The organism is Halorhodospira neutriphila, assembly GCF_016584055.1.
Lineage (GTDB): Bacteria > Pseudomonadota > Gammaproteobacteria > Nitrococcales > Halorhodospiraceae > Halorhodospira > Halorhodospira neutriphila.
The window spans coordinates 1-23,743 of sequence record NZ_NRSH01000020.1 but is presented as its reverse complement, the minus strand read 5'-3'; the positions used below and the strand labels follow the sequence as shown (position 1 = coordinate 23,743).

Sequence of the window (23,743 nt, the reverse complement as noted above, 5' to 3'; positions counted from 1 at the left end):
CGCGGCGCCCCACAGGCCCACCCGGACCCCCTCGCGGCGCTCCTGGCCCTCGCTGGCGAGGCGCATCATCGAGCCGATGGCGGCCACCGCGAAGGCGCCGTTGGCCATGCCGAGGGCGAAGACCGAGGGGCGCAGCGGCCAGACGTCGCTCATCGTGGCGCCGAGCACCAGCGCCGAGAGGGCGAGGGCGGAGGCGATGCAGCCGCCGATCGTCCAGGTGCGCAGGGTGCCGAGCCGCCCGCGGGCGAGGTGGCTGCCGGCGAGGGCGGTGAGCAGCATGCCGGTGAGCACGCCGCCGTTCTGGAAGCCGCCGAGCTGCGTGGACTGCCCCGGCGTGTAGCCGAAGACGACGCCGGCGAAGGGCTCGACGATGAGGTCCTGGGCGTTGTAGGCGAGCATCGAGAAGAAGACGAAGATCGTGAACCGCCGCGCCTTGGGCTCCTGCCAGATCTCGCCGAGGGCCTGGAAGAAGGGCGTGGTCGGCGTATTGGCGTCCGCCGCCGGCTGCGCGCCCTGGCGCCCCTCGATGCGGAAGACGCCGACCATGGCGAGCGCGAAGGCGATGGCGCAGACGGTGGAGGTGACCTTGACGAGCCGCTCCACCGAGAAGGGGTCGAGGAAGCCCCCGGCGGTGCCGGCGGTGATGGCGAAGCCGGCGATCATCATCACCCAGACGATCATCGCCGCCGGCCCGCGCCGGTCCGGCGCCACCCGTGTGGCGAGGAGGGTCAGCAGCGCCGTGCCGGCGGCGCTGACGCCGGCGCCGATGAGCAAGAAGCCGGCCACGGCCAGGGCCACCCCGGCCGCCGTGTTGGTCGCCATCCACGCCGTGGCCAGGGCGGCGATGACGCCGCCGATGGCGAGCACGGCCATGCCGCCGACGATCCACGGCGTGCGGCGGCCGCCGATGTCCGAGCCGTAGCCCAGGCGCGGGCGCAGGAGCTGGATGACGTAGTGGGAGCCGACCAGGGCGCCGGGGAGCATCGCCGGCAGGGCCAGCTCGACGATCATCACGCGGTTGAGGGTGGTGGTGGAGAGCACCACGATGGCCCCGATGGCGGTCTGGACGAGGCCGAGGCGCAGGATCCCCGGCCAGCCGAGGGCGTCGCTAGTCTCGCTACTCATGCGCTGCCTCCGAGCATGCCGCCGACGGCGAAGGCGGTAACCAGCATGCCGAGCACGTAGAGCGTCGTGCCGGTGGCGTTGTACCAGGGGGCGTTGCCCTTGGGATCGCGCAGCAGCCGGCGCATCAGCACCAGCTGCGCGCCGAGCAGGAGGGCGACGCCGAGGGCGTGCCACGGCTGCGCCCAGGCGAGGAGCAGGGCGATGACCGCCGCCTGCGGCACGGCCATGACGGCGCAGGCCAGCTGCGCCGCCCGCTCGGCGCCGAGGTGCACAGGGACCGTGAGCAGCCCCGTCTGCCGGTCGCCCTCGATCGCCTTGAAGTCGTTGAGCGTCATGATGCCGTGGGCGCCGGCGCTGTAGAGGAAGGCGACGAGCAGGATCCGCCAGTCGGGCAGGCCGCCGGCCATGATGGCGGCGCCGGTGACCCACGGCAGCCCCTCGTAGGAGAGCCCCACCGCGGCGTTGCTGATCCAGCCGTTGCGCTTGAGCCGCAGCGGCGGGGCGCTGTACGCCCACGCCAGGCCGAGCCCGACGGTGGCGGCGACGAGCACCACGGGGCCGAGCAGGGCGGCCACGACGAGGGCCAGCAGGGTGGCGGCGACGGCGAGGTAGAGCCCCCAGCGGCCGGGGACGCGGCCGGAGGGGATGGGCCGGTCGGGCTCGTTGACCGCGTCGACGTCGCGGTCGAACCAGTCGTTGATGACCTGGCTCGTGCCGCAGACCAGCGGCCCGGCGAGGAGCACGCCGACGGCGACCAGGGCCCAGTCGAGGCCGACCGGCACCTGGCCGGCCGAGACCACGCCGCAGCCGAAGGCCCACATCGGCGCGAACCAGGTGACGGGGTGCATCAGCTCGAGCACCGCCGCGGGATCGGGGCGGGCGAGCGCCGAATCAGGAAGGCTTACCCGGGACATGGAGGTACATTACGGACGGCCGAGCACAGGCGTCAAGCGGCCGTGACACCCCGTCGCGCCCCGCTCCGCCACCCGGCGGGCCCCCGGCGAGCTCCCTTCTCGGCAGCGGTTCCTGGAGGGGGTGAGGCTACTGGGGGATCGTGGCGTCCGGCGGGGCGTCGGTATCCTTGATGCCCATCAGGTAGAGCGTCCCGTCGAGGCCGAGGGTCGAGATCGACTGCCGGGCGCTCTCCTGGACCACCGGCTTGGCGTGGAAGGCGATGCCGAGCCCGGCGAGGCGCAGCATGGGCAGGTCGTTGGCGCCGTCGCCGATGGCGATGACCTGCTCGAGCGCCAGCCCCTCTGAGGTGGCGATCTCGCGCAGGAGCTCGGCCTTGCGCCGGCCGTCGACGATCTCGCCGAGCACGCGCCCGGTCAGGCGGCCGTCGGCGATCTCCAGGTCGTTGGCGTAGACGTAGTCGATGCCGAGCCGGCGCTGCAGGTGGCGGCCGAAGTAGGTGAAGCCGCCGGAGATGATGGCGGTGACGTAGCCGAACGCCTTGATCGTGCGCACCAGCCGCTCGGCGCCCTCGGTGAGGGTCAGCCGCTCGGCGACGGCCTCCAGGGTGCTCTCGGGCAGCCCCTCGAGGAGGGCGACGCGCCGCTGCAGGCTCTCGCGGAAGTCGATCTCGCCGCGCATGGCCTGCTCGGTGACCCGGGCGCACTCCTCGCCGACGCCGGCGGCCTTGGCCATCTCGTCGATGACCTCCTGCTGGATGAGCGTCGAGTCCATGTCGAAGGCCACCATCCGCCGGTTGCGCCGGTAGACGTTGTCCTCCTGGAAGCTGATGTCGATGCCGAGCTGCTGGGAGATGTCCATGAAGTCGCGCTTCATCGCGTCGGTATCCACGGGCTGGCCGCGGACCGTGACCTCGATGCACGCCCGGGAGCGGTCGCCGCTACGGTGGAGGGGACGGCGGCCCGAGAGGCGCACGATGTCCTCGATGTTCAGCCCCTGCGCGGTGACGACCTCGGAGATGCGGGCGATCTGCTCGGCGCTGATGCTGCGCCCGAGCAGGGTGATGATGTGCCGGGGCTTGCCGGCGCCGCGCACCCAGTGCTCGTACTGCTCCTGGGTGATCGGCGTAAAGCGCGCCTGCATGCCGGCGTCGTGGAGGTGGAAGAGGACGTCCTTGAGCACCGGCGAGACGCTCTCCTGCTCGGGGATCTCGACGAGGATCCCGAGCGAGAGGGTGTCGTGGATCATCGCCTGGCCGATGTCGAGGATGCCGACGTCGTACTCGGCGAGGATGCCCATCAGCGAGGAGGTCAGGCCGGGCTGATCCTCGCCGGAGACGTTAATCAGGATAATCTCGCTCATCATTTTCACCTTTGCGGGGAAGGGGCGTATTGTAAGGGATCCGCCCCGCTGAGTGCTGCCCCGCGACTTGCCTTCGAGGTGCGCTGAGGGCAGACTCTCGCCCCTTTTCAAGGGCCGCCCTGGCGGCGATTTTCCCTGCTTATAGGGGGTATAAATGCGCATCGACGAGGAGCTGCAGAGGCTCGTGCAGGGGGCCGCCCGGGTGGCGGTCCTGACCGGCGCCGGCATCTCGGCGGAGAGCGGCGTGCCCACCTTCCGGCAGGCCCGCAGCGGCTTCTGGGAGCGCTTCGACCCCGAGGAGCTGGCGACCCCGGAGGCCTTCGCGCGCAATCCGCGCAAGGTCTGGGCGTGGTATGCGCAGCGCCGCGAGCAGGCCCGGCAGGCGGAGCCGAGCCCGGCCCACCGGGCGCTGGCGCAGTGGGAGCAGCTACTGGCGTGGTGCTGCGTGGTCACGCAGAACGTGGACGGGCTCCACCAGCGCGCCGGCAGCGGCCACGTCGTCGAGCTCCACGGCAACATCCACGGCGACCGGCGCTTCGAGGCCGATACCCCCCCCGACGAGGACCTCGACGGCCTGCCCCGCTGCCCGGAGACCGGCGCCCTGCTGCGCCCGGACGTGGTCTGGTTCGGCGAGCGCCTGCCCGAGGGGGCGCTGGAGGCGGCCAAGGAGGCGATGCGCAGCGCCGACCTGGTCCTCTCCGTGGGGACCTCCGCCCTCGTCCAGCCCGCCGCCTCCCTGCCGCTCGAGGCGCTGGAGCGCGACATCCCCGTGGTGGAGGTCAACCGCGAGCCGACCCCGCTGACGCCGGTGGCTGACTGGGCCCTGCAGGGCGAGGCGGGGGAGATCCTGCCGGAGCTCGTCACCGCCGCCGGGGAGGGGGCGAAGCGGGCGGGCTGAGCGCCGCCCGCGCCCCCGCGGCGCTCAGAGGTACATGCGCGGCAGCTTCTCGTCCCAGGTCTTGGCGTAGACCCGCAGGCCGTTCTCGTAGGCGTCGAGGGTGGCGTGGATGCGGAAGTGGCCCTCGTCGCAGGTCAGCAGGGTGCGCGTGATGGTGTAGATCGACCACCCCTCGCGGTGGAGCTCCCGGCGGTGGACGACCTCGCCGTTGAGTGAGCGGAAGTCCCCGCCGCGGGCGCGGTACCACTCGTCCGCCGAGCGGGCCACCTCCAGGTCCAGCTCCTCGAGCCGAACGCGGCCGTCGTCCTCGATGACGTGGAGGGTCGACTCGTCCCGGGCGAGGTCGCGGTAGATGATCCAGTTCCCCTCGCCGCTCGCCAGCGCCGTGCTCTTCGGCGGCGGCGCCGTCTCCGCCGCCTCGAAGGCCGGCAGCTCGCGGTCCGAGTCGCGCGGCGGGCGCAGCGGCAGCTCCAGGCACGAGGCCGCCGGGTAGAGGGTCAGCGTCACCGGGTTGGGCGGCCCCCACATCAGCGGCCAGTAGGAGCTCGAGACCGCCAGCCGGATGCGGTGGCCGGCCGGGAAGGACTGCGCGATGTGGTCGAGGGGCACGCGCACCCGCTCGCAGCGGCCCGGCTCGAGGTAGCTCGGCTGGTCGTGGCCGTGGCGGTGGCAGAGGTTGAGGACGCCGTAGGTCACCCGGGTGGCCTGGCCGTCGGGCGCCTCGTCGGACAGGCGCACGGCGATCTGCGCCACCGGCTGGTCGGCCTCGAGCTCCACCTCGAGGACCGGGGCGCCGAGGATCTCCACCGTCTCCTCGAGCGGCTGGGTGTCGAAGATCAGCGCGCCGCCGTCCTCCTCGCGCTGGTCGTAGGGCATGTCGGGGCCGTTGTTGTAGGAGCACCACTTGCCGCCGAACAGCCCCACCGACAGCGGCGACAGGATGGAGACCGGCTTCTCGGGGGCGGTCTCCGGGGGCGGCTCGCCGGGCCACTGCAGGTGGCGCGGCGACAGCGACAGCCGGGTGGGGCGGACGTTCTCCGAGGGCCAGTGCGGCTCCGCCACCCAGCGCCCGGGGCGGCGGGCGTACTGCGTGCGCGGGCGGACGCTCTCCTGCATCCAGACCCGCAGCGGCGGCTCGTCCATGACCCCCGTATCCTCCTCCTTGAGCCACTGGTCCCACCAGCGCAGCGCCTCCTGCAGGAAGCCGATCTGCGGCCCCGGCAGCCCCATGTGGGGGTAGATGTGGCTCCACGGGCCGATCAGCCCCTTGCGCGGGACCTGGAGGTTCTCCATCAGGCGGAAGACGGGGTTGGGGTAGCCGTCGGCCCAGCCGGAGACGGCCATCACCGGGCACTGGATGGCGCTGTAGTCCTCGCAGACCGAGCCGTGGCGCCAGTAGGGGTCGCGGATGGGGTGGTCGAGCCACTTCTTGACCCACAGCCCGCTGTGCTCGAGCCGCTGCAGCCACATCTCCCGCCAGCGGGCGCCGACGATGTGCGGGTCCGGCGGCATGGAGTTGAAGGCGAACATCACCGACGCCCACGAGAGGTTGTCGTTGAGCAGGCAGCCGCCCTTGTAGTGGACGTCGTCGGCGTAGCGGTCGTCCGTCGCCGCCACGGCGATCACCGCCTTGAGCTGCGCCGGGCGCCGGGCGGCGATCTGCAGCGCGTTGAACCCGCCCCAGGAGATGCCCATCATCCCGACGTCGCCGGTGCACCACGGCTGCTCGGCGAGCCAGGCGAGGATGTCCTCGCCGTCTTCTTGCTCCTGGGGCAGGTACTCGTCGGTGAGCAGCCCCTCGGAGTCGCCGCTGCCGCGCAGGTCGATGCGCACCCCGGCGTAGCCGTGGGCGGCGAAGTAGTGGTGGATCTGCGTATCGCGCGGGCGCTTGATGTCGCGCTTGCGGTACGGGATGAACTCGAGGATCGCCGGCACGGGGTGCTGCTCGGCGCCGGCCGGTTTCCAGACGCGGGCGGAGAGCCGGATGCCGTCGCGCATCGGCACCCACTGGTGCTCGGTGACGTCGACCTTGCGGGGTAGCTCGTGGACGGGGCGGGCGGGCATAGGTCTCCTGGATCCTCTGCTCAGGTTAGGTGTGTCTCCTTTCAATGAAGTTTAGCTGGTACAGGCCAGGCGTGGTTAGCGCTAGAGCTTGCCCGGTCTTGGGGGAGGGCGTGTGCTACGTACCCTCCACCGCAGCTTTTTTACCGCCCGTAAATGCGTTTGCCAGGGAGTTGTCTTCCTGAAATTATTGGGGTATAACTGGAGCCAGTCTGTCTGTAACGAGAAAAAAATTAGGGAGTGAGGCTAAGCCATATCATGGAAGATTTATCCCCCTCCGATCTCAAGACCATCATCCACTCCAAGCGAGCCAATATCTATTATCTTCAGCATTGTCGAGTTCTGGTCAACGGCGGTCGTGTTGAGTTTGTGACAGAAGAAGGGCGAAGATCGCTCTACTGGAATATCCCCATTGCAAATACGACCACGATCCTCTTGGGTACGGGGACTTCCGTAACCCAGGCAGCTATGCGTGAATTGGCCAAGGCCGGTGTCTTGGTAGGGTTCTGTGGGGGTGGCGGTACACCGCTTTTCTCTGCTAATGAGGTCGATATCGAGATCGCCTGGTTTAGCCCGCAAAGTGAGTATCGGCCGACCGAGTATCTCCAGAGCTGGGTCGCTTTTTGGTTCGATGATGAGAAGCGCCTCGAAGCCGCCCGTCGTTTCCAGGCTGCCCGCCTTGAGCGGATACAGGAGAATTGGCTTAATAATCGCTCTCTAGCGGAGGCGAACTTCGAGGTAGCAGCGGAGCCCTTCCAGAGCCTTATCGAAGACGCTCGGTCTTCCATGAAGGCCGTTCGCAATAACGTCGACCTGCTGACGCTGGAGGCCCGTCTAACCAAAGATCTCTTCGCTCTGGCGGCCCGCGCTGTAGGTTATGGAGAGTTCGTGCGGGCGAAGCGAGGCAGTGGAACAGATCCTGCTAACCGGTTCCTCGATCACGGCAACTACCTTGCCTACGGCCTTGGGGCGACCGCTACTTGGGTTATGGGGATTCCTCATGGGCTTTCGGTTCTCCATGGCAAGACTCGGCGAGGCGGCCTGGTCTTCGATGTCGCCGACCTCATCAAAGATGCCGTTATTTTGCCGCAGGCCTTCATCTCGGCCATGCGCGGAGATGAGGAGCAGGAGTTTCGTCAAGCCTGTATAGAGCAGCTGACGCGTACAGAAGCGCTCGATTTTATGATTGATACGCTCAAGGCAGTGGCATTGGAAATGGAGCAGGATCCGCAATGAATATTCTGCTCGTCTCTCAATGCAATAAGAACGCCCTTAAAGAGACAAGGCGCATCTTGGATCAGTTCGCAGAGCGTATTGGAGAGCGTACCTGGCAGACGCCTATCACCTGGGCTGGTCTCGATACCCTGCGCCGGATGTTGCGCCGTAGTGCACGCAAGAACACTGCAGTCGCTTGCCACTGGATAAAGGGGCGGGATCACAGTGAACTGCTCTGGATCGTAGGCGATGCGAGCCGGTTCAACGCCCACGGCGCTGTCCCTACCGACACTACGAGTCGGGATGTCTTACGACGGGATGATGAGGACGATTGGCACACTGGTGAGGATATCCGTTTGCTGGCGAGCTTGGCGGCCCTTCTGCATGACCTCGGCAAAGGGTCCGCTGCTTTTCAGGGCCGCTTGGCCGGGGAGGGCGGATCGACAGCCAATCTCTATCGGCACGAATGGATCAGCCTGCGTCTCTTGGAGGCCTTTGCCGGTGGCGATGATGACGCAGCCTGGCTTGGCCGGCTCCGCGACATCAGGGGGCAAAAGGACGATACGGTGTGGCGGCGGGGCCTGATTCGGGACGGCCTCGATAGCACAGCTCCTTCACCATTTCAGCATCTGCCGCCTCTGGCTGCCGCAGTGGGCTGGCTGATCCTCTCCCATCACCGCCTTCCCGATCTGCCTGCAGCTGATAAAGAAGGCTTCCGCAGCCAGCAGCTCGAGGGGCTGCCTGCGATTATCACTGCCGCCTGGAACCAGGACCCGGGGGCTCCAGACTTGAAGCAGGTCCGGCCGTATTGGCGATTCGATCACCCTCTGCCCGTGGTCACGAGGCGCTGGCAGCAACGGGCGAGCCGGCTGGCTGAGCAGATGCTGCGGCGCGAGATCCATCGCCGGGAGAACTGGCTAGACAATCCCTACGTCCTGCATCTGGCGCGGCTCAGCCTAATGCTCGCCGACCATCACTACTCCAGCTTGGAGGATCCCTCTTCCCGATCCCATGGGGCTCCAGGCTATCCTCTCTACGCGAATACAGCCCGCAAAACAGGGGAGCTGAGCCAGCCCTTGGATGAGCACCTTCTCGGCGTTGAGGCCGCGGCCCGGACTATCAGCCGTTCCCTGCCCAGCGTGACCCGCTTCCTACCGCGCTTGGCCCGCCACAAGGGATTTCGGCGACGGAGCAAGGACTCACGCTTCCGGTGGCAAGATCGGGCCTTCGATCTTGCTGCCTCTTTGCGGGATAAGGCGTTCGAGCAGGGGTTCTTCGGTGTCAATATGGCTTCCACGGGCTACGGCAAGACGCTGGCCCACGGCCGGATCGCTTACGCTCTTGCGGACCCGGAGCGGGGAGCGCGCTTCTCTGTTGCCTTGGGGTTGCGGACCCTCACCCTCCAGACCGGACGGGCTTATCAAGAGCTCCTCCGCTTGGGCGAAGACGATCTGGCGATCCGTGTCGGCGGCAGCGCTAGCCGCACGCTCTTCGCCTACTACGAGGAGCAGAGTGGCTCCGGGGGCTCTGCGTCCCGCCAGTGCCTGATCGAGGAGGATAGCCACGTCTATTTCGAGGGGGACTTTGAGAACCATCCGGTTCTGAAGAGGGCCGGCCACGATCCAAGCGTGAAAGCCCTCATTGCTGCCCCCGTCCTTGTCTCCACTGTGGACCATCTGGTTCCGGCTACCGAAGGGGTGCGGGGAGGGCGTCAGATCGCGCCGATGATGAGGCTCATGAGCAGCGATCTCATCCTGGACGAGATCGACGACTACGGGCTTGAAGACATGCCGGCGTTGGCGCGTCTCGTGCATTGGGCTGGCCTGCTGGGAGGCCGGGTTATCCTGTCTTCCGCTACTCTCCCTCCAGCCCTCCTTGAAGGGCTTTTCCGGGCCTATTGGGCAGGACGCAGCGAGTATCAGCGTAACCGTGGCGAACCCGGCCGTCCTACAGAGATCGTCTGCGCTTGGTTCGACGAGCACGCGCGTCAGCACGAGGACTGCGCGGATCTGGAGGCCTTCGCCGCGGCCCATCAGCGCTTTGCCAGCCGGCGGCATGAGCGCTTGGGGAGAGCCGAGGCCCGTCGGCGTGCCAGGTTAGTTTCCTTGCCGGTTGCTGGTAGCGCAGGCAAGGCAGAGGCTTACGATGGCTTCGCCGAGACGGTGCGGGCCAACGCCGCTGAGCTCCACGGCTACCACCACACCGTGGATCCGCGTAGCGGGAAGCGGGTGAGCTTCGGGCTCATCCGCATGGCGAATATCGACCCGTTGGTGAGGGTGGCCCAGAGCCTTATCCGCCAAGGCGCGCCCTCCGGGTATCGCTTCCATCTCTGTGTGTACCACTCTCAATTCCCCTTGGTGACCCGCTCCGCCATCGAGTACCACCTGGATCGGGCGTTGGATCGGCGGGAAGAGATGGCAGTCTTTGATCTTCCCGAGATCCGGGCCGCTATCGACGGCAGCGAGGAGAGCCATAATCTCTTCCTCGTCCTAGGGTCGCCAGTGACCGAAGTGGGACGGGACCACGACTACGACTGGGCCATTGTGGAGCCCTCCTCCATGCGCTCACTGATCCAGATCGCTGGCCGGGTCCGTCGCCACCGGCCCCATCCGTGCGAGACGCCCAACCTGGCTCTCCTGCAGACGAATCTCAAGGCGCTGTTGCAGCCAGGCGGACCCGCCTTCACCCGCCCGGGCTTTGAGGGCGGCGGAAGCTGGCGGCTCAACAGTCACGATCTGCAGCAGCTGCTGCGGCCGGCCGAGTACGAAGTCGTTGATGCCAGGCCCCGGATCCTGCAGCAAGCCTCCTTAGCGCCTCACGATAGTCTCGTAGACTTGGAGCACGCTCGCCTTCGGCGTGTGCTCCAGCCGCCCCCATCCGCGGAAGCCGCCCAAGGCTCTTCCCGGAGACACAGGCGCCGTAGTACGGGCCGGACAGCGTCTCCCTTAAGCGCGGCTACTTGGTATGAACTCCCCAGGGTGACGCTTACCGGTGTCCTGCCTCGACAGCAGCCCTTTCGGCAGCAAACCACGCAGCAGACGGAATTGGTCTTGATGCCCGATGAGTCCGGCGAGCGGTGGTTCCCTGAGCAGATCCGGTACGATCGGGGGCAACGGCAGCCTTCGGCATACGTGCCGGCTGATCGGCGTGTCCATCACGTCACGCTGGAAGACTCCTGGGGAGAGCGGCTCGGGCGCTGGGCGGTTGCTGACTACTTGACCGCACTTGGCGGGGTTGCCGAGGAGCTGGGCTGGTCGCTGGAACGCTGTGCCCGGGTCTATGGCGTGGTCACCCTGCCTCTGTCGGAGAGCGAGCAAGAGTGGTCCTACCATGACCTGCTCGGCTTCACGCGAAGGCATCAATAGGGGCTGCTCTGCGAGCAGCCCCCGCTGCCTATCCGGCAGCAACCCTTATAGCTATACCGCTAGTTTCTGAGCTGCCTGCACGGCAACCCAGTTATGCTACCACTGAGTTCAGCTTGTAATGTTTATAGATATACAGCTAGGGATTGACTTACTGCTGAACGATTGAGAGGCTAACGGTGCAGGCTCAAGTAGCGGATCACACGGAGAGGTACGCATGCCGACAGGGAGCACCAAGGCGAGGGCGTTGCGGGAGCTGATTGACGACTTCCTGGGGGAGCGCCTCGAAGCTAAGCTGAAGGGGCTGAAAGCCGATGCCCCTGAGTACAAGCGGGATGAGCTCCGCCAGCAGTACCGTCGCGAGAGCTGGATCGCCAATGCGGCCCGGAGGGTGAGTCAGCTGCAGGTGGTGACCCACGCCATCAAGGCAACCCATCCCGATGCCAAGGGGAGCAATCTCTACGCACCGCCCTCGACGCTGCCGAGCCACCCACTCGTCGGTAGCCATCTCCTGGGGGAAGCCTTCGAGACCGACGTTGTAGGCAACGCGGCAGCCCTGGACGTCTACAAGTTCCTCAAGCTGGAGCACGACGGCAAGACCCTCTTGGAGCGAGCGCGGGAGCACGACCTGGCGCTAGCAGAGGCTTTCACCGAGGACCGTGCCGAGGGGGAAGAGTGGCTCCGGGCCTTCGCTAGGATCACGGAGCCGCCTGACCGTTTGACTTCCCATGCCTGGGCCAAGCAGTGCTACTGGCTAGTAGGTGAAGACCCAAAGAAGGATAGCGAGTACCACCTCCTGGCCCCTCTCTACTCCACCATACTGGCCCACGAGCTCTATCAACGAGTCAGTGCTGACCGCTTTAGCGAGGAGGCGAAAGCAGCTCGTAAAGCGCGGCGTGACGGGGGTTACAGTGAGATAGGCTACCGAGACTACCCTCATATAGCCATCCAGAAGTTCGGCGGCTCCCAGCCTCAGAACATCTCCCAACTCAACAGTGAGCGGGGTGGCTACAACTACCTTTTGGCCTCTCTGCCGCCGAATTGGCACGCTCAAGGCATTCGTCCTCCTCTCCATGTGAATTCCGTCTTTCGGCGTTTCGAGCGCAGGAAATCCGTTCGCGAACAGGTCTACGCGCTGCATCGGCTGCTGGAGTCCGAGCCTCGACCCAATATAAAAACTCGGAAGCGGCGGGATCGCCTTGTTGCCGCCATCGTTGATGAGCTGATCCAGCTCGCTGCTGAGATCGCCACCCTCGAGCCCGGCTGGAGTGCCGACCCAGCCTGCGATCTCCCCGCCGCGGAGGCCTTCTGGCTAGACGCCGGCCGCGCCGAGATAGACCTAGAGTTCGCTGAGCGTCGAACCCACAGCGAGTGGCCGGCAGAGGTGTGTCACCGCTTCGCCAACTGGTTGAACGGCCAGCTGGAGCGGGCCTTACCAGTAGGGGATGTCGAGCACGACTACTGGGAGAAACATTTGAGGGAGCAGATGGACGAGCTGGAGGAGGTGCTGCCCCATGTCTGAGCTAAGTCACCTCCTCGTTATTCCCTGGGTCCGCGTGCAGAACGCCAACGCTGTTTCTAGTCCTCATACGTGGGGTTTCCCTGCCATGAGCGCCTTTGTGGGACTGATGCACGCCCTGGAGCGGACTCTTGCACGGCAGGGAACGGAGCTGCAGTTCGAGGGGGTTGGCGTCGTTTGCCACCGCCATGAGCCACAAGCCAGCCGTAGCGGCTACACCCATGCCTTCCACTTGACTCGAAATCCGCTGAACAAGAAGGGAGAGACGCCGGCCATCGTTGAAGAAGGGCGGACCCACATGGAGATCACCCTGATCTTTGATGTCGATGGGGAGGCCTGTCACGGAGACGCCGAGCAACGGGCCCGGTTGGCCCGAGAGGTCACCGATGCACTGATGACCCTGCGCGTGGCCGGCGGGAGCGTTCAGCCTGCTGCAGTCCGTCGCGGACGCACGCCAGCTCCGAGGCTAGAGCGCGTAGATGAGCGTGAAGAGGAGCGCCAGCAGCAGTACCGGCGCTTGCTCCGGAGCTGGCTCCCCGGATTTGCTCTGGTGTCCCGGGACGATCTGCTCCAGCAGCATTGGCAGGAGATGCAAGACGAAGACCCTCAGGCCAGCCTTCTCGATGCCTGGCTGGATCTCTCCCGACTCAATATGGAGTGCTACGTCGACGAGCCGGGGGAAGCCGGCAGCGAGGTACCTAAAAAGTTTCACTGGGAGGCCCGTCGCCCCGCCGGCTGGATCGTCCCCATACCGGTGGGTTACGGCGCCCTCGGGCCGCTGCATGAGGCTGGCACCGTCGAGGGAGCCAGGGATATGGGCGTCCCTTTCCGGTTTGTGGAAAGCCTCCTTTCTATCGGGGAGTGGAAGAGCCCCCACCGGCTAAGCAGCCCGGAGGAGCTGCTCTGGTATGTCAGCAACCGTGAGCAGGAAGGCCTCTACCGCTTGTGCAACGACTACCCCTCTAACGCTTCCGACGCCATCTGACCAGGAGAAGGAGCCTCGCCATGGCCGATAACGCTGCTGCTGAACTGAAGACCGCCTCTGTCCTCGCTTTTGAGCGCAAGCTGGATCTTTCAGACGCTCTGCTCTTCGCAGGCGACTGGGAGGATCGGGACCGTGCAGATGAGTGGCCCGGCGTCGCTGTCCGGGAGAAATCGGTACGCGGCACCATCTCGAACCGCCTCAAGGCCAAGGATCAAGACCCTGCCAAGCTCGACGCCGCCATCGAGACCCCTAATTTGCAGGCTGTGGATGTCGCTGCTCTCCCGAGCGGCGCCGATACTCTGATGGCCCGCTTCACGCTCAAGGTCCTAGGGGGAGTCGGCCGACCGGCTGCGTGCAACAACGCGGCCTATCAGGAGAGGCTCCGGGCAGTCGTGGATGAGTACGTGGAGGCGCAGGGTTTTGCGGAGCTTGCCCGCCGCTATGCCCATAACCTTGCCAATGGCCGTTTCCTGTGGCGTAACCGGCTAGGGGCTGAAGATGTGGAGGTTCGCATCAGCTGCCTAGAGGAGGGCAAGGCTGCTACTACCTGGACTTTCAATGCCTTGGAGTTTTCCCTGAAAAGGTTCGAGGCGCCGGAGGCCTCCCAGGGTGATCTCAATGCCCTTGCGGATACGATTCGGCAGGGGCTCTCAGGAGAGCGCTTTGTTCTCCTAGAAATCTGTGCCTTTGCCCGGATGGGGGCCGGCCAGGAGGTCTTTCCATCGCAAGAGCTGATCCTGAGTCGCGGTCAACGAGACAAAAGCAAGACCCTCTACCAGGTCGGGGAGATCGCGGGGATCCACTCCCAGAAGTTGGGGAACGCTATCCGCACCATCGATACATGGTATCCCGCTGCCGCCGAGAAGGGGGTGGGCCCCATTGCGGTAGAACCCTACGGCTCGGTTACCAACCAGGGCACAGCCTATCGGCAGCCGAAGCAGAAAGTCGACTTCTACTCGTTGTTGGACAACTGGATTCTGAAAGGGAAAAAGCCTGATCTGGAAAATCAGCACTTTGTCGTAGCCACGCTTATCCGCGGGGGCGTTTTCGGAGATAAGGTGGATTGAGCCATGGATCATTACCTAGATATCCGGCTAGAACCTGATCCGGAGTTCCCGGCGCCGACTCTGATGGGGGCGCTGGTCAGTAAGCTGCATAGGGCACTTGTAGAGCTCGGCGCTAACGATATCGGCATCAGTCTGCCGGAGCACGAGCGCTATCCCCCTTTAGGTGCCACGTTGCGGCTCCACGGCAGCGTAAGCCGGCTACAGGCTTTGATGGAGATCCAGTGGCTTAAAGGAATGCGGGATCATGTAACGCTTGATGGCATCAAGCCGGTCCCGGCGGATGTTACCCATCGCGTGGTACGGCGACGGCAGTACAAAACCAATCCAGAGCGTCTCCGCCGGCGCCGGATGAGGCGCCACAACGAGAGCTACGAAGAAGCCGCCCGACGTATTCCAGACGCTGTTGAGCGCCAGGTGACAACGCCCTACGTTGTAGTGCGGAGCCGAAGCTCAGGGCAAGCTTTCGCCCTCTTTATCGAGCATGGCGATTGCCAGGATGCGCCGGTGACTGGCGTCTTCAGTACCTATGGGCTTAGCAAGGAAGCGACCGTGCCCTGGTTCTGACCCTTTTTGAAGAACCCTCTGTGCACCCTTCTTAATCAAGAAGTTATGACTCTTCTGGTTAAGAGGGGGTCACGAGGGGTGCAGAGGATTAGTTCTTTAAAAATCAGCAAGATAAGTGCCAGTCTCTCTAGTTTGCTGCCGCGGAGGCAGCTTAGAAATGCTGGCCGTCAATGGTCAGCTCGTAGTAGCGGTTTGCTGCCGCGGAGGCAGCTTAGAAAACGAATGCGGACGCCGACGCGCCGGACCCGCCGTTTGCTGCCGCGGAGGCAGCTTAGAAAAGCTGCTCAAGCCGGCGCTCGGCCACCTCTGCGTTTGCTGCCGCGGAGGCAGCTTAGAAAGGGCTGGGGCAGCTCTCCGCGCCTCACCATTCCGTTTGCTGCCGCGGAGGCAGCTTAGAAAGCGAGGCCGGCTGGTCGGAGGAGGCCGTGCAGGTTTGCTGCCGCGGAGGCAGCTTAGAAAGTCTGCCCGAGATGCCACGTCCGCGCCCTGGTGTTTGCTGCCGCGGAGGCAGCTTAGAAACTGCTGCGCAGCCATGCGCTGCGCGGCCTGCTCGTTTGCTGCCGCGGAGGCAGCTTAGAAATCGTCCTCTTCACGCGCTTCCACACCACCAAGGTTTGCTGCCGCGGAGGCAGCTTAGAAATTCGGCGCCGCCTGGCAGGGCATCAAGCATCCCCTTACACACAAGTCGGCCAGGAGCTGCTCGCTGAGCGATGAGCGATCGGCCTCGATGCGCTCTGTTGCCTACTGATGAGCCCGCGGTCGCGCCCGCGTATGGCAGCATGGCGCCTTCCTTGGCCATGTGGACGTGGAGGCGGCGATGAGCTGGGCGGCACTGGAGCTCGAAGAGGTGGACCTGGGCGATCAGCGCCGGAATCGGCGGCTGATCCAGCTCGTCGAGCGCCTGGCTGATAATCCGACGGCGAGCATCCCTCAGGCCTGTGAGGGCTGGTCAGAGACCCAGGCTGCCTACCGCCTGCTGCGGGGCGAGGGCTACGACGAGCAGGATCTGCTCGAGCCGCACCGCCAGCGCACGCAACAGCGCATGGCGACCCATCCGGTCGTGCTGTGCCTGCAGGACACCACGGAGCTGGACTTCAACGGCCAGCAGAGCGAGGGCCTGGGGCCGCTGAGCTACGAGGCCCAGCGCGGCATGTACGTTCACCCCACCTATGCGGTGACGCCGGAGCGCGAGCCGCTGGGCGTGCTCGATGCCTGGATGTGGGCCCGGGAGCCGAAGGAGGCGGATGGGAGCCGCCCCGGTGTCAAAGAGAGCGAGCGCTGGAAGGAGGGCTACGAGCGGCTCGCCGAGCTGGCCCCCGAGCTGCCCGAGACGCAGCTGGTCTACGTCGCGGATCGAGAGGCCGACATCCTCGATCTCATGATCGGTGCCCGGGATCGGGGCACCCCCGTGGACTGGCTGCTGCGGGCCCAGCATAACCGGGCGTTGCCCAATGGCCAGAAGCTGTGGAGCTCGGTTCGCGAGACGCCTGAGCTCGGCGAGCTGCGTTTCACGCTCCCGGCGGGACGGCGGCGCCGGGCGCGCCCGGTCCATCAGCAGCTCCATGCCCAGCGCGTGGCGCTCTCGGATCGCCAGGGCGGCGAGGTGGAGGCAACGTGCATGATCGCGACCGAGATCGGTGCGCCACAAGGGGTCAAGCCGATCGAGTGGCGCCTGCTGACCAACCGCTCTGTCGAGACGCTGGAGCAGGCGGCGGAGCTGATCGAGTGGTATCGGGCCCGCTGGGAGATCGAGATGCTCTTCGGCGTGCTCAAGGAGGCCTGCCAGGTCGAGGCGCTGCAGCTGGGCCATATCGAGCGCCTGGAGCGCGCCCTGGTGCTGTTTCTGATCATCAGCTGGCGCATCGATCGGCTCATGCGCCTCGGTCGCCAGGTGCCGGAGTTCCAGGCCGAGCTGATGCTCGAGCCCGAGGAGTGGCAGGCCGCCTACCTGCTGGCCAAGAAGCCTGTCCCGGACTCGCCACCCCGACTCAACGACGTCCTACGTCTGATCGCCGGGCTCGGGGGCTTCCTCGGGCGCAAGAGCGACGGCGAGCCCGGCGTCAAAACGGTCTGGCGAGGCCTGCTACGCGTCATGGATTTCGCCGACGGGGTCAAGTACGCCAAGCAGGCTCAGGGCAACTGAGATGTGTGTAAGGGGATGGGCATCAAGACCCTGTTTGCTGCCGCGGAGGCAGCTTAGAAAGGAGAGCTAGACGTCGCCGTGCAGGGCTTCCTGTTTGCTGCCGCGGAGGCAGCTTAGAAAATACATAAGATGCGGGTATATCGAGCCTGTCAGTTTGCTGCCGCGGAGGCAGCTTAGAAATCGCCAACATCCGCAGCACCGACGTAGCCGCCGTTTGCTGCCGCGGAGGCAGCTTAGAAAAGCCGGTATCCGCCAGCGGCGCGGCGGCCAGAGTTTGCTGCCGCGGAGGCAGCTTAGAAAATGGTGCTGTCTCCTATGCGATCCGATGCCATGTTTGCTGCCGCGGAGGCAGCTTAGAAAAATCAAAAAACGATTTGATAACACCTACAATGGTTTGCTGCCGCGGAGGCAGCTTAGAAAATAGCTCAAACCTCCCTCAGCGACGACGAATTGTTTGCTGCCGCGGAGGCAGCTTAGAAATCGTAGCTCAGAGGGTGCAGCGCCAAGCCGTGGTTTGCTGCCGCGGAGGCAGCTTAGAAAAGCTCGACGACGGAGAAGAGCCGGACGGCGACGTTTGCTGCCGCGGAGGCAGCTTAGAAACTCAACCTGCTCGCCGGTCTTGGTCGCCCAATGTTTGCTGCCGCGGAGGCAGCTTAGAAATGGGGTCCTACGAGCACCTCATCCACACCTCCGTTTGCTGCCGCGGAGGCAGCTTAGAAATTAGACGCGGAGTGGTTGCCGGTGACTGTGATGTTTGCTGCCGCGGAGGCAGCTTAGAAATGTACGACTTCCTGATGCTCGCCGAGCAGGTGGTTTGCTGCCGCGGAGGCAGCTTAGAAACAGCAACAGCAGCAGCGCAGCGCCGATCATGGCGTTTGCTGCCGCGGAGGCAGCTTAGAAAACCATCCTGGCGATCAAGCACGGCCACACCTGGTTTGCTGCCGCGGAGGCAGCTTAGAAAAGGAGCGCCCGGACACGGACCAGGGCGAGCACCGTTTGCTGCCGCGGAGGCAGCTTAGAAATCGCTCCTGCGTCAGATACCCCTGCTCCACGGGTTTGCTGCCGCGGAGGCAGCTTAGAAAGCCTCCCCCATCGCCCGCTGGCACAGCCGCTGGTTTGCTGCCGCGGAGGCAGCTTAGAAATGGTCGAGTGGCGCCACGCGCTCGACCAGGTCCGTTTGCTGCCGCGGAGGCAGCTTAGAAACTCGCCGGCGAGCTCGGCATCACCGTTGTGCTGTTTGCTGCCGCGGAGGCAGCTTAGAAATTGCGCCACCGGCAGCCGGTGCGGATGCTGAGGTTTGCTGCCGCGGAGGCAGCTTAGAAAGCGGTATGAAGACCACCTCGTGCACGTCATCCTGTTTGCTGCCGCGGAGGCAGCTTAGAAACGAGACGGTTATCCGTCATCGTCTCCTCCGTCAGTTTGCTGCCGCGGAGGCAGCTTAGAAACAAACCCCGTCATCACCCACAAAGACGCTACGGTTTGCTGCCGCGGAGGCAGCTTAGAAAGTTGTGCCGTACGGCGTCGTACTCGAGGTAGTGTTTGCTGCCGCGGAGGCAGCTTAGAAAACTCCGCAACCGAAGAAGCCACATCCGATTGAGTTTGCTGCCGCGGAGGCAGCTTAGAAATGATGGACCTGGCCTGCGAAGACCTGGTCGAGGTTTGCTGCCGCGGAGGCAGCTTAGAAATGGGCGCGCTGCCGGACTTGGTCGCTGAGATCGTTTGCTGCCGCGGAGGCAGCTTAGAAAGATAGCGCGATTCACGACGATGCGCTGCACGCCGTTTGCTGCCGCGGAGGCAGCTTAGAAAGTACCTGCTGAGGCCACCCCTCGCGCCTCACCGTTTGCTGCCGCGGAGGCAGCTTAGAAATGACGGAGGTAGCAAGCATTACCGGCCACAAAGTTTGCTGCCGCGGAGGCAGCTTAGAAAACGATCCTCAAGAGCGGGATTGCAGGGGAAGGCGTTTGCTGCCGCGGAGGCAGCTTAGAAAATCTGCCCGAGACGAAGGCCGGCGAAGCCCGCGTTTGCTGCCGCGGAGGCAGCTTAGAAAGCAGCCGCCGAGGAGCCCGCCAAGAAGTCCTCGTTTGCTGCCGCGGAGGCAGCTTAGAAAAGTAGAGCTGGTGCGCCGTCAGCCCGTACGCAGTTTGCTGCCGCGGAGGCAGCTTAGAAATGTGCTTCTGGATGACCTTCGACGTGGACCGCTGTTTGCTGCCGCGGAGGCAGCTTAGAAACCGAGCCGATGCCCTTCCGGGCGCCCGGGTTCGGTTTGCTGCCGCGGAGGCAGCTTAGAAATTGTGGGTTCCCTGAGCCTACCACCCCTCGACGTTTGCTGCCGCGGAGGCAGCTTAGAAAGAGAGCAGCCACGCCGCGGAGCGCGAGGTCACCGTTTGCTGCCGCGGAGGCAGCTTAGAAATCCTGGTCCAGCTTGAACGCCGGGCACCGCCGGTTTGCTGCCGCGGAGGCAGCTTAGAAACGCAATGACTGACTACCGCTATCGCGTCGTCCGTTTGCTGCCGCGGAGGCAGCTTAGAAATGGGACGACACGACCGCGCTCGCTCAGCAGGTGTTTGCTGCCGCGGAGGCAGCTTAGAAATCGAAGCTGAGGGCATCATCCGAGTCGTTGAGGTTTGCTGCCGCGGAGGCAGCTTAGAAATCAAGGGCCCGATGGTCGAGGAGCAGGAGCAGGTTTGCTGCCGCGGAGGCAGCTTAGAAAGGCTCGAGGTCGAGCGCCGGGCCGTTGCCCGGGTTTGCTGCCGCGGAGGCAGCTTAGAAAACTTCGGCGACGCCGCCAGGTCTTCTTCGAGCGTTTGCTGCCGCGGAGGCAGCTTAGAAAATGTCGACGGCGTGGCTGCCTACGGTGCGGATGTTTGCTGCCGCGGAGGCAGCTTAGAAAAATATACCTCTTCAAAACCTCCCTTCTGACTACGTTTGCTGCCGCGGAGGCAGCTTAGAAATCGTCGAGTTCCGGCCAGTAGTCCTCGGCAACGTTTGCTGCCGCGGAGGCAGCTTAGAAATACCGATTCAGCCCACGCTCGCCGCGGTGGAGGTTTGCTGCCGCGGAGGCAGCTTAGAAAAACACATCAAGAGTTCCCCTTTTCGGGAGGGGTTTGCTGCCGCGGAGGCAGCTTAGAAAATGCTTTGAGCTGCTCCGGCGTCACTAGCGTCCGTTTGCTGCCGCGGAGGCAGCTTAGAAAACGAGGGGCTCGGCGGCCGCACGCCGTTCGAGGTTTGCTGCCGCGGAGGCAGCTTAGAAATTTATCGGCTCCGACGAGGCCTACCTCGTTCCGTTTGCTGCCGCGGAGGCAGCTTAGAAATCGGTGTTGAGGGTGATCTTGGGCAGCTGGACGTTTGCTGCCGCGGAGGCAGCTTAGAAATGGGGCGCTGACGGGCATCTCTATAGCGCCTCGTTTGCTGCCGCGGAGGCAGATTAGAAATGCGGCGCGAGCGCGTCCCCCGTTGTGTGGTGGTTTGCTGCCGCGGAGGCAGCTTAGAAAGGTTCAGCCCTGCGGGCGCGGGGAACGCGCTTTTTTGCTGCCGCGGAGGCAGATTAGAAAAGGACATCGGGAGCGCATCCCGCTCCTCTCTGTTTTTGCCGCTGTGGAGGTGGTTTCTAGATTCATGTGTGCTATTCGCATGCTACGGGGATGGCTCTGAATGAAGGCGGCTACCGGCAACGTCGTCTATGGTGTATTCTAGAGTTATATTTATCAGGGAGTGTTCGTGCCGCCCATCCTAACTCACTGATATCGCCCGGGTTATTCCCTGCAGGTAGATGAGGTAAGAGGCCATGGACAAAGCCCACAAGACCGAGGCGCAGTGGCGCCAGGAGCTGACCTCGGAGCAGTTCGCCGTCGCCCGCGAGGGCAAGACGGAGAGGCCCTTCAGCGGCGCCTACTACGCCTGCCACCAGTCCGGGACCTACCGCTGCGTCTGCTGCGGCGCCCTGCTGTTCACCTCGCGCACCAAGTACGACTCCGGCAGCGGCTGGCCGAGCTTCTGGGCGCCGGTGGACGCCGACCGGCTCACAATTCGCGAGGACCGCTCCATGGGCATGCACCGCGAGGAGGTCCTCTGCGCGGCCTGCGACGCCCACCTCGGCCACGTCTTCCCCGACGGCCCGCCGCCGACGCAGCTGCGCTACTGTATCAACTCCGCGGCGCTGCGCCTCGACGAGCAGGCCCCGCCGGAGGAGGCCTAGGCGCCTCGGTTGCCGGGGAGTGGCAGGGCGCCGTACAATTAAATATCTATAGGTGCGCTTTAGCGCCCGGGGCGGGTCTGCCGCGGGCGCTGCAAGCGTCATACCAGGTTGAGCAGACGAGAGGCCGCCGAGCCGTGAGCAAGATGGAGACAGCGACGAGCACCGCCGTGGAGTCGGCTGATTGGGGGCCGAGCGCCCAGGCACTCGAGCAGTCGCAGGCCGAGCAGGCCGTAGCGAGGGCGGAGTCCTCGGCCGCTGCGCCGCAAGTTGTGGGCGAGGGTAGCACGCATCCGCTTGCGGGCAAGACCATGAGCGGCGCGGAGATGATCATCGAGGTCCTCGCCCAGGAGGGCGTCGATACCATCTTCGGCTACAGCGGCGGCGCCGTGCTCCCGACCTACGACGCCATCTTCCGCTACAACAAGCGCCACCGCGCCGAGGACACCGGCGAGGAGTCGGACCCGATCCGGCTCATCGTCCCCGCCAACGAGCAGGGCGCCGGCTTCATGGCCGCCGGCTACGCCCGGGCCACGGGCCGGGTCGGCTGCTGCCTGGTCACCTCCGGCCCCGGGGCGACGAACACCGTCACCCCCATCCGCGACTCCATGGCCGACTCGGTGCCGATGGTGGTGCTCACCGGCCAGGTGCCGACCCACGCGATGGGCACCGACGCCTTCCAGGAGGCGCCCATCGTCAACATCATCGGCAGCTGCGCCAAGCACGTCTTCCTGGTCACCGACCCGGAGAAGCTCGAGGCGACCATCCGCACCGCCTTCGAGGTGGCCCGCTCCGGCCGGCCCGGGCCGGTGGTGGTCGACCTGCCCAAGAACATGCAGAACTGGATCGGCGAGTTCCGCGGCGAGGGCGTGCTCGAGGTGCGCGGCTACCGCCAGCGCATGGAGTCGCTGCGCTCCGCCAAGCTCTCCGACCGCAAGTGCCGGAGCTTCTTCGAGATGCTCGGCAACGCCCGCCGGCCGCTGCTCTACGTCGGCGGCGGCGTGGCCAACGAGGAGGCCGCCCGCGAGCTGCGCGAGTTCGCCCACGCCTACCAGATCCCGGTGGTCAGCACCCTCATGGGCCTCGGCGCCATGGACACCACCGACGACCTCTTCCTGGGCATGCTCGGCATGCACGGCACGGCCTACGCCAACTACGCCGTCGAGGACTGCGACTTCCTCATCGCCGTCGGCGCGCGCTTCGACGACCGGGTGGCCGGCAAGGTGGACGAGTTCGCGCCGCTGGCCGAGCAGATCGCCCACATCGACATCGACGCCGCCGAGATCGGCAAGGTCAAGGGCGTCGACTGGGCCCACGTCGGCGACGCCGGGCGCAGCCTGCGCCAGCTGATGCGCTACGGCGAGTCCATGGGCTTCGAGGCGCAGTTCGAGATGTGGCGCGAGCACGTCCGCGGCCTGCGCGAGCGCCACCCGCTCAACTACGACCGCAGCAGCGAGCTCATCCAGCCGCAGTACGTCATCGAGCGGCTCAACGAGCTCACCGACGGCAAGGCCATCATCTCCACCGGCGTCGGCCAGCACCAGATGTGGGCGGCGCAGTACGCCGACTTCCGCGAGCCGCGCCAGTGGCTGACCTCCGGCGGGCTGGGGACGATGGGCTTCGGCCTGCCGGCGGCCATCGGCGCCTACGTGGGCCGGCCCGACAAGCAGGTCATCGACATCGACGGCGACGGCTCGCTGCGCATGAACCTCGGCGAGCTGGAGACGGCCTCGACCTACGACCTGCCGATCAAGATCCTGTCGCTGAACAACACCGGCGACGGCATGGTGCGCCAGTGGCAGAAGCTCTACTTCGGCGACCGCTTCTCCGGCTCGGACAAGTCGCTGCACCGCAAGGACTTCATCAAGGCGGCCGAGGCCGACGGCTACGAGTTCGCCCGCCGGATCACGGCGCCCGAGGAGGTCGAGCAGGCCCTGCGCGACTTCCTCGCCCACCCCGGGCCGGCCTTCCTCGAGGTGATGATCGACCCCGACGCCGGCGTCTACCCCATGGTGGGGCCGGGGAGCAGCTACAAGGAGATGGTCACCGGCGACTTCATCCCCGCCCGGCAGGTGGCGGCCGTCGCCCCGCGCCGCGAGCCCCGCGAGGGCGACTCGCCGGACCTCTTCTAGCGGCTGGCCTGCGCGCCGTGCCGGGGGCCGAGGCGGACGCCGCCGTGGCGCTCGGCGGCCTCTACCTGGCTATCCATATCGATAGGCACGGCCGGGTGGCCCGGGTGCGGCCGCAGACGGCGCCGCCGCGGGCGCCGGCAGCCCCGTGCGGGGCGGCCGGCCGTGCCGCGGCGCTGATTGCCGCCTGGCCGGACGACCCCGCCGCC

The 23,743-nt window shown here is 65.6% G+C and carries 15 protein-coding genes and 2 CRISPR repeat arrays; of the genes, 11 read left to right on the top strand and 4 right to left on the bottom strand.

Annotated elements, in window-relative coordinates:
• The 3 genes from CKO13_RS03245 to serB form a co-directional block, all read right to left on the bottom strand.
• Nucleotides 1–1,125 (bottom strand): BCD family MFS transporter (locus CKO13_RS03245; RefSeq protein WP_200256749.1); only part of this gene is annotated, 1,125 nt, incomplete at its 3' end.
• The gene (gene chlG / locus CKO13_RS03240) at nt 1,122–2,039 is read right to left on the bottom strand and encodes a chlorophyll synthase ChlG (RefSeq protein ID WP_200256747.1); all 918 of its coding nucleotides are present in this window, start codon (nt 2,037–2,039) and stop codon (nt 1,122–1,124) included. The genes chlG and CKO13_RS03245, both read right to left, overlap by 4 nt.
• Nucleotides 2,040–2,166: 127 nt before the next feature.
• Nucleotides 2,167–3,399 (bottom strand): phosphoserine phosphatase SerB, encoded by a 1,233-nt coding sequence (gene serB, locus CKO13_RS03235; RefSeq protein ID WP_200256745.1) that lies wholly within the window; start codon nt 3,397–3,399, stop codon nt 2,167–2,169.
• 154 nt (nt 3,400–3,553) lie between these two features.
• Between serB and CKO13_RS03230 the strand changes: the two genes are divergently transcribed.
• Complete coding sequence (locus CKO13_RS03230) at nt 3,554–4,297, top strand: SIR2 family NAD-dependent protein deacylase (RefSeq protein WP_200256743.1); 744 nt, start codon at nt 3,554–3,556, stop codon at nt 4,295–4,297.
• Nucleotides 4,298–4,321: 24 nt separating this feature from the next.
• Here CKO13_RS03230 and CKO13_RS03225 read toward each other — a convergent pair whose 3' ends face one another.
• Complete coding sequence (locus CKO13_RS03225; protein ID WP_200256741.1) at nt 4,322–6,361, bottom strand: CocE/NonD family hydrolase; 2,040 nt, start codon at nt 6,359–6,361, stop codon at nt 4,322–4,324.
• A 255-nt stretch (nt 6,362–6,616) separates the two neighbouring features.
• Here CKO13_RS03225 and cas1f point away from each other — a divergent pair, with 255 nt between their 5' ends.
• The 10 genes from cas1f to CKO13_RS12510 all read left to right on the top strand — a co-directional run.
• Nucleotides 6,617–7,594, top strand: coding sequence for a type I-F CRISPR-associated endonuclease Cas1f (cas1f, locus tag CKO13_RS03220; RefSeq protein WP_200256740.1), 978 nt, complete (start codon nt 6,617–6,619; stop codon nt 7,592–7,594).
• Nucleotides 7,591–10,938, top strand: a complete 3,348-nt coding sequence (cas3f, locus tag CKO13_RS03215; protein WP_200256738.1) for a type I-F CRISPR-associated helicase Cas3f — start codon at nt 7,591–7,593, stop codon at nt 10,936–10,938. The genes cas1f and cas3f overlap by 4 nt, the downstream gene beginning before the upstream one ends.
• A 214-nt stretch (nt 10,939–11,152) precedes the next feature.
• Entirely contained in the window at nt 11,153–12,457 is a 1,305-nt protein-coding gene (gene csy1, locus CKO13_RS03210) for a type I-F CRISPR-associated protein Csy1 (protein WP_200256736.1), read from the top strand.
• Entirely contained in the window at nt 12,450–13,439 is a 990-nt protein-coding gene (gene csy2 / locus CKO13_RS03205) for a type I-F CRISPR-associated protein Csy2 (RefSeq protein ID WP_200256734.1), read from the top strand. The genes csy1 and csy2 overlap by 8 nt, the downstream gene beginning before the upstream one ends.
• Nucleotides 13,440–13,459: 20 nt before the next feature.
• Nucleotides 13,460–14,506: a type I-F CRISPR-associated protein Csy3 gene (csy3, locus tag CKO13_RS03200; RefSeq protein WP_200256732.1), complete on the top strand. Its 1,047-nt coding sequence runs from the start codon at nt 13,460–13,462 to the stop codon at nt 14,504–14,506.
• Between the two features lie 3 nt (nt 14,507–14,509).
• Nucleotides 14,510–15,070, top strand: a complete 561-nt coding sequence (cas6f, locus tag CKO13_RS03195) for a type I-F CRISPR-associated endoribonuclease Cas6/Csy4 (protein ID WP_200256730.1) — start codon at nt 14,510–14,512, stop codon at nt 15,068–15,070.
• A gap of 130 nt (nt 15,071–15,200) precedes the next feature.
• A CRISPR array of direct repeats spans nt 15,201–15,710; the repeat unit is 28 nt; unit sequence GTTTGCTGCCGCGGAGGCAGCTTAGAAA.
• Nucleotides 15,711–15,887: 177 nt separating this feature from the next.
• Entirely contained in the window at nt 15,888–17,213 is a 1,326-nt protein-coding gene (locus CKO13_RS03190) for an IS4 family transposase (protein WP_200256728.1), read from the top strand.
• 32 nt (nt 17,214–17,245) lie between these two features.
• A CRISPR array of direct repeats spans nt 17,246–20,764; the repeat unit is 28 nt; unit sequence GTTTGCTGCCGCGGAGGCAGCTTAGAAA.
• A 233-nt stretch (nt 20,765–20,997) separates the two neighbouring features.
• Entirely contained in the window at nt 20,998–21,408 is a 411-nt protein-coding gene (msrB, locus tag CKO13_RS03185) for a peptide-methionine (R)-S-oxide reductase MsrB (RefSeq protein ID WP_200256726.1), read from the top strand.
• Nucleotides 21,409–21,551: 143 nt separating this feature from the next.
• A complete protein-coding gene (gene ilvB, locus CKO13_RS03180; RefSeq protein WP_200256751.1) occupies nt 21,552–23,537 on the top strand; it encodes a biosynthetic-type acetolactate synthase large subunit in 1,986 nt (661 codons plus the stop codon).
• Nucleotides 23,538–23,554: 17 nt separating this feature from the next.
• Nucleotides 23,555–23,743 (top strand): hypothetical protein (locus CKO13_RS12510; RefSeq protein WP_207132068.1); only part of this gene is annotated, 189 nt, incomplete at its 3' end.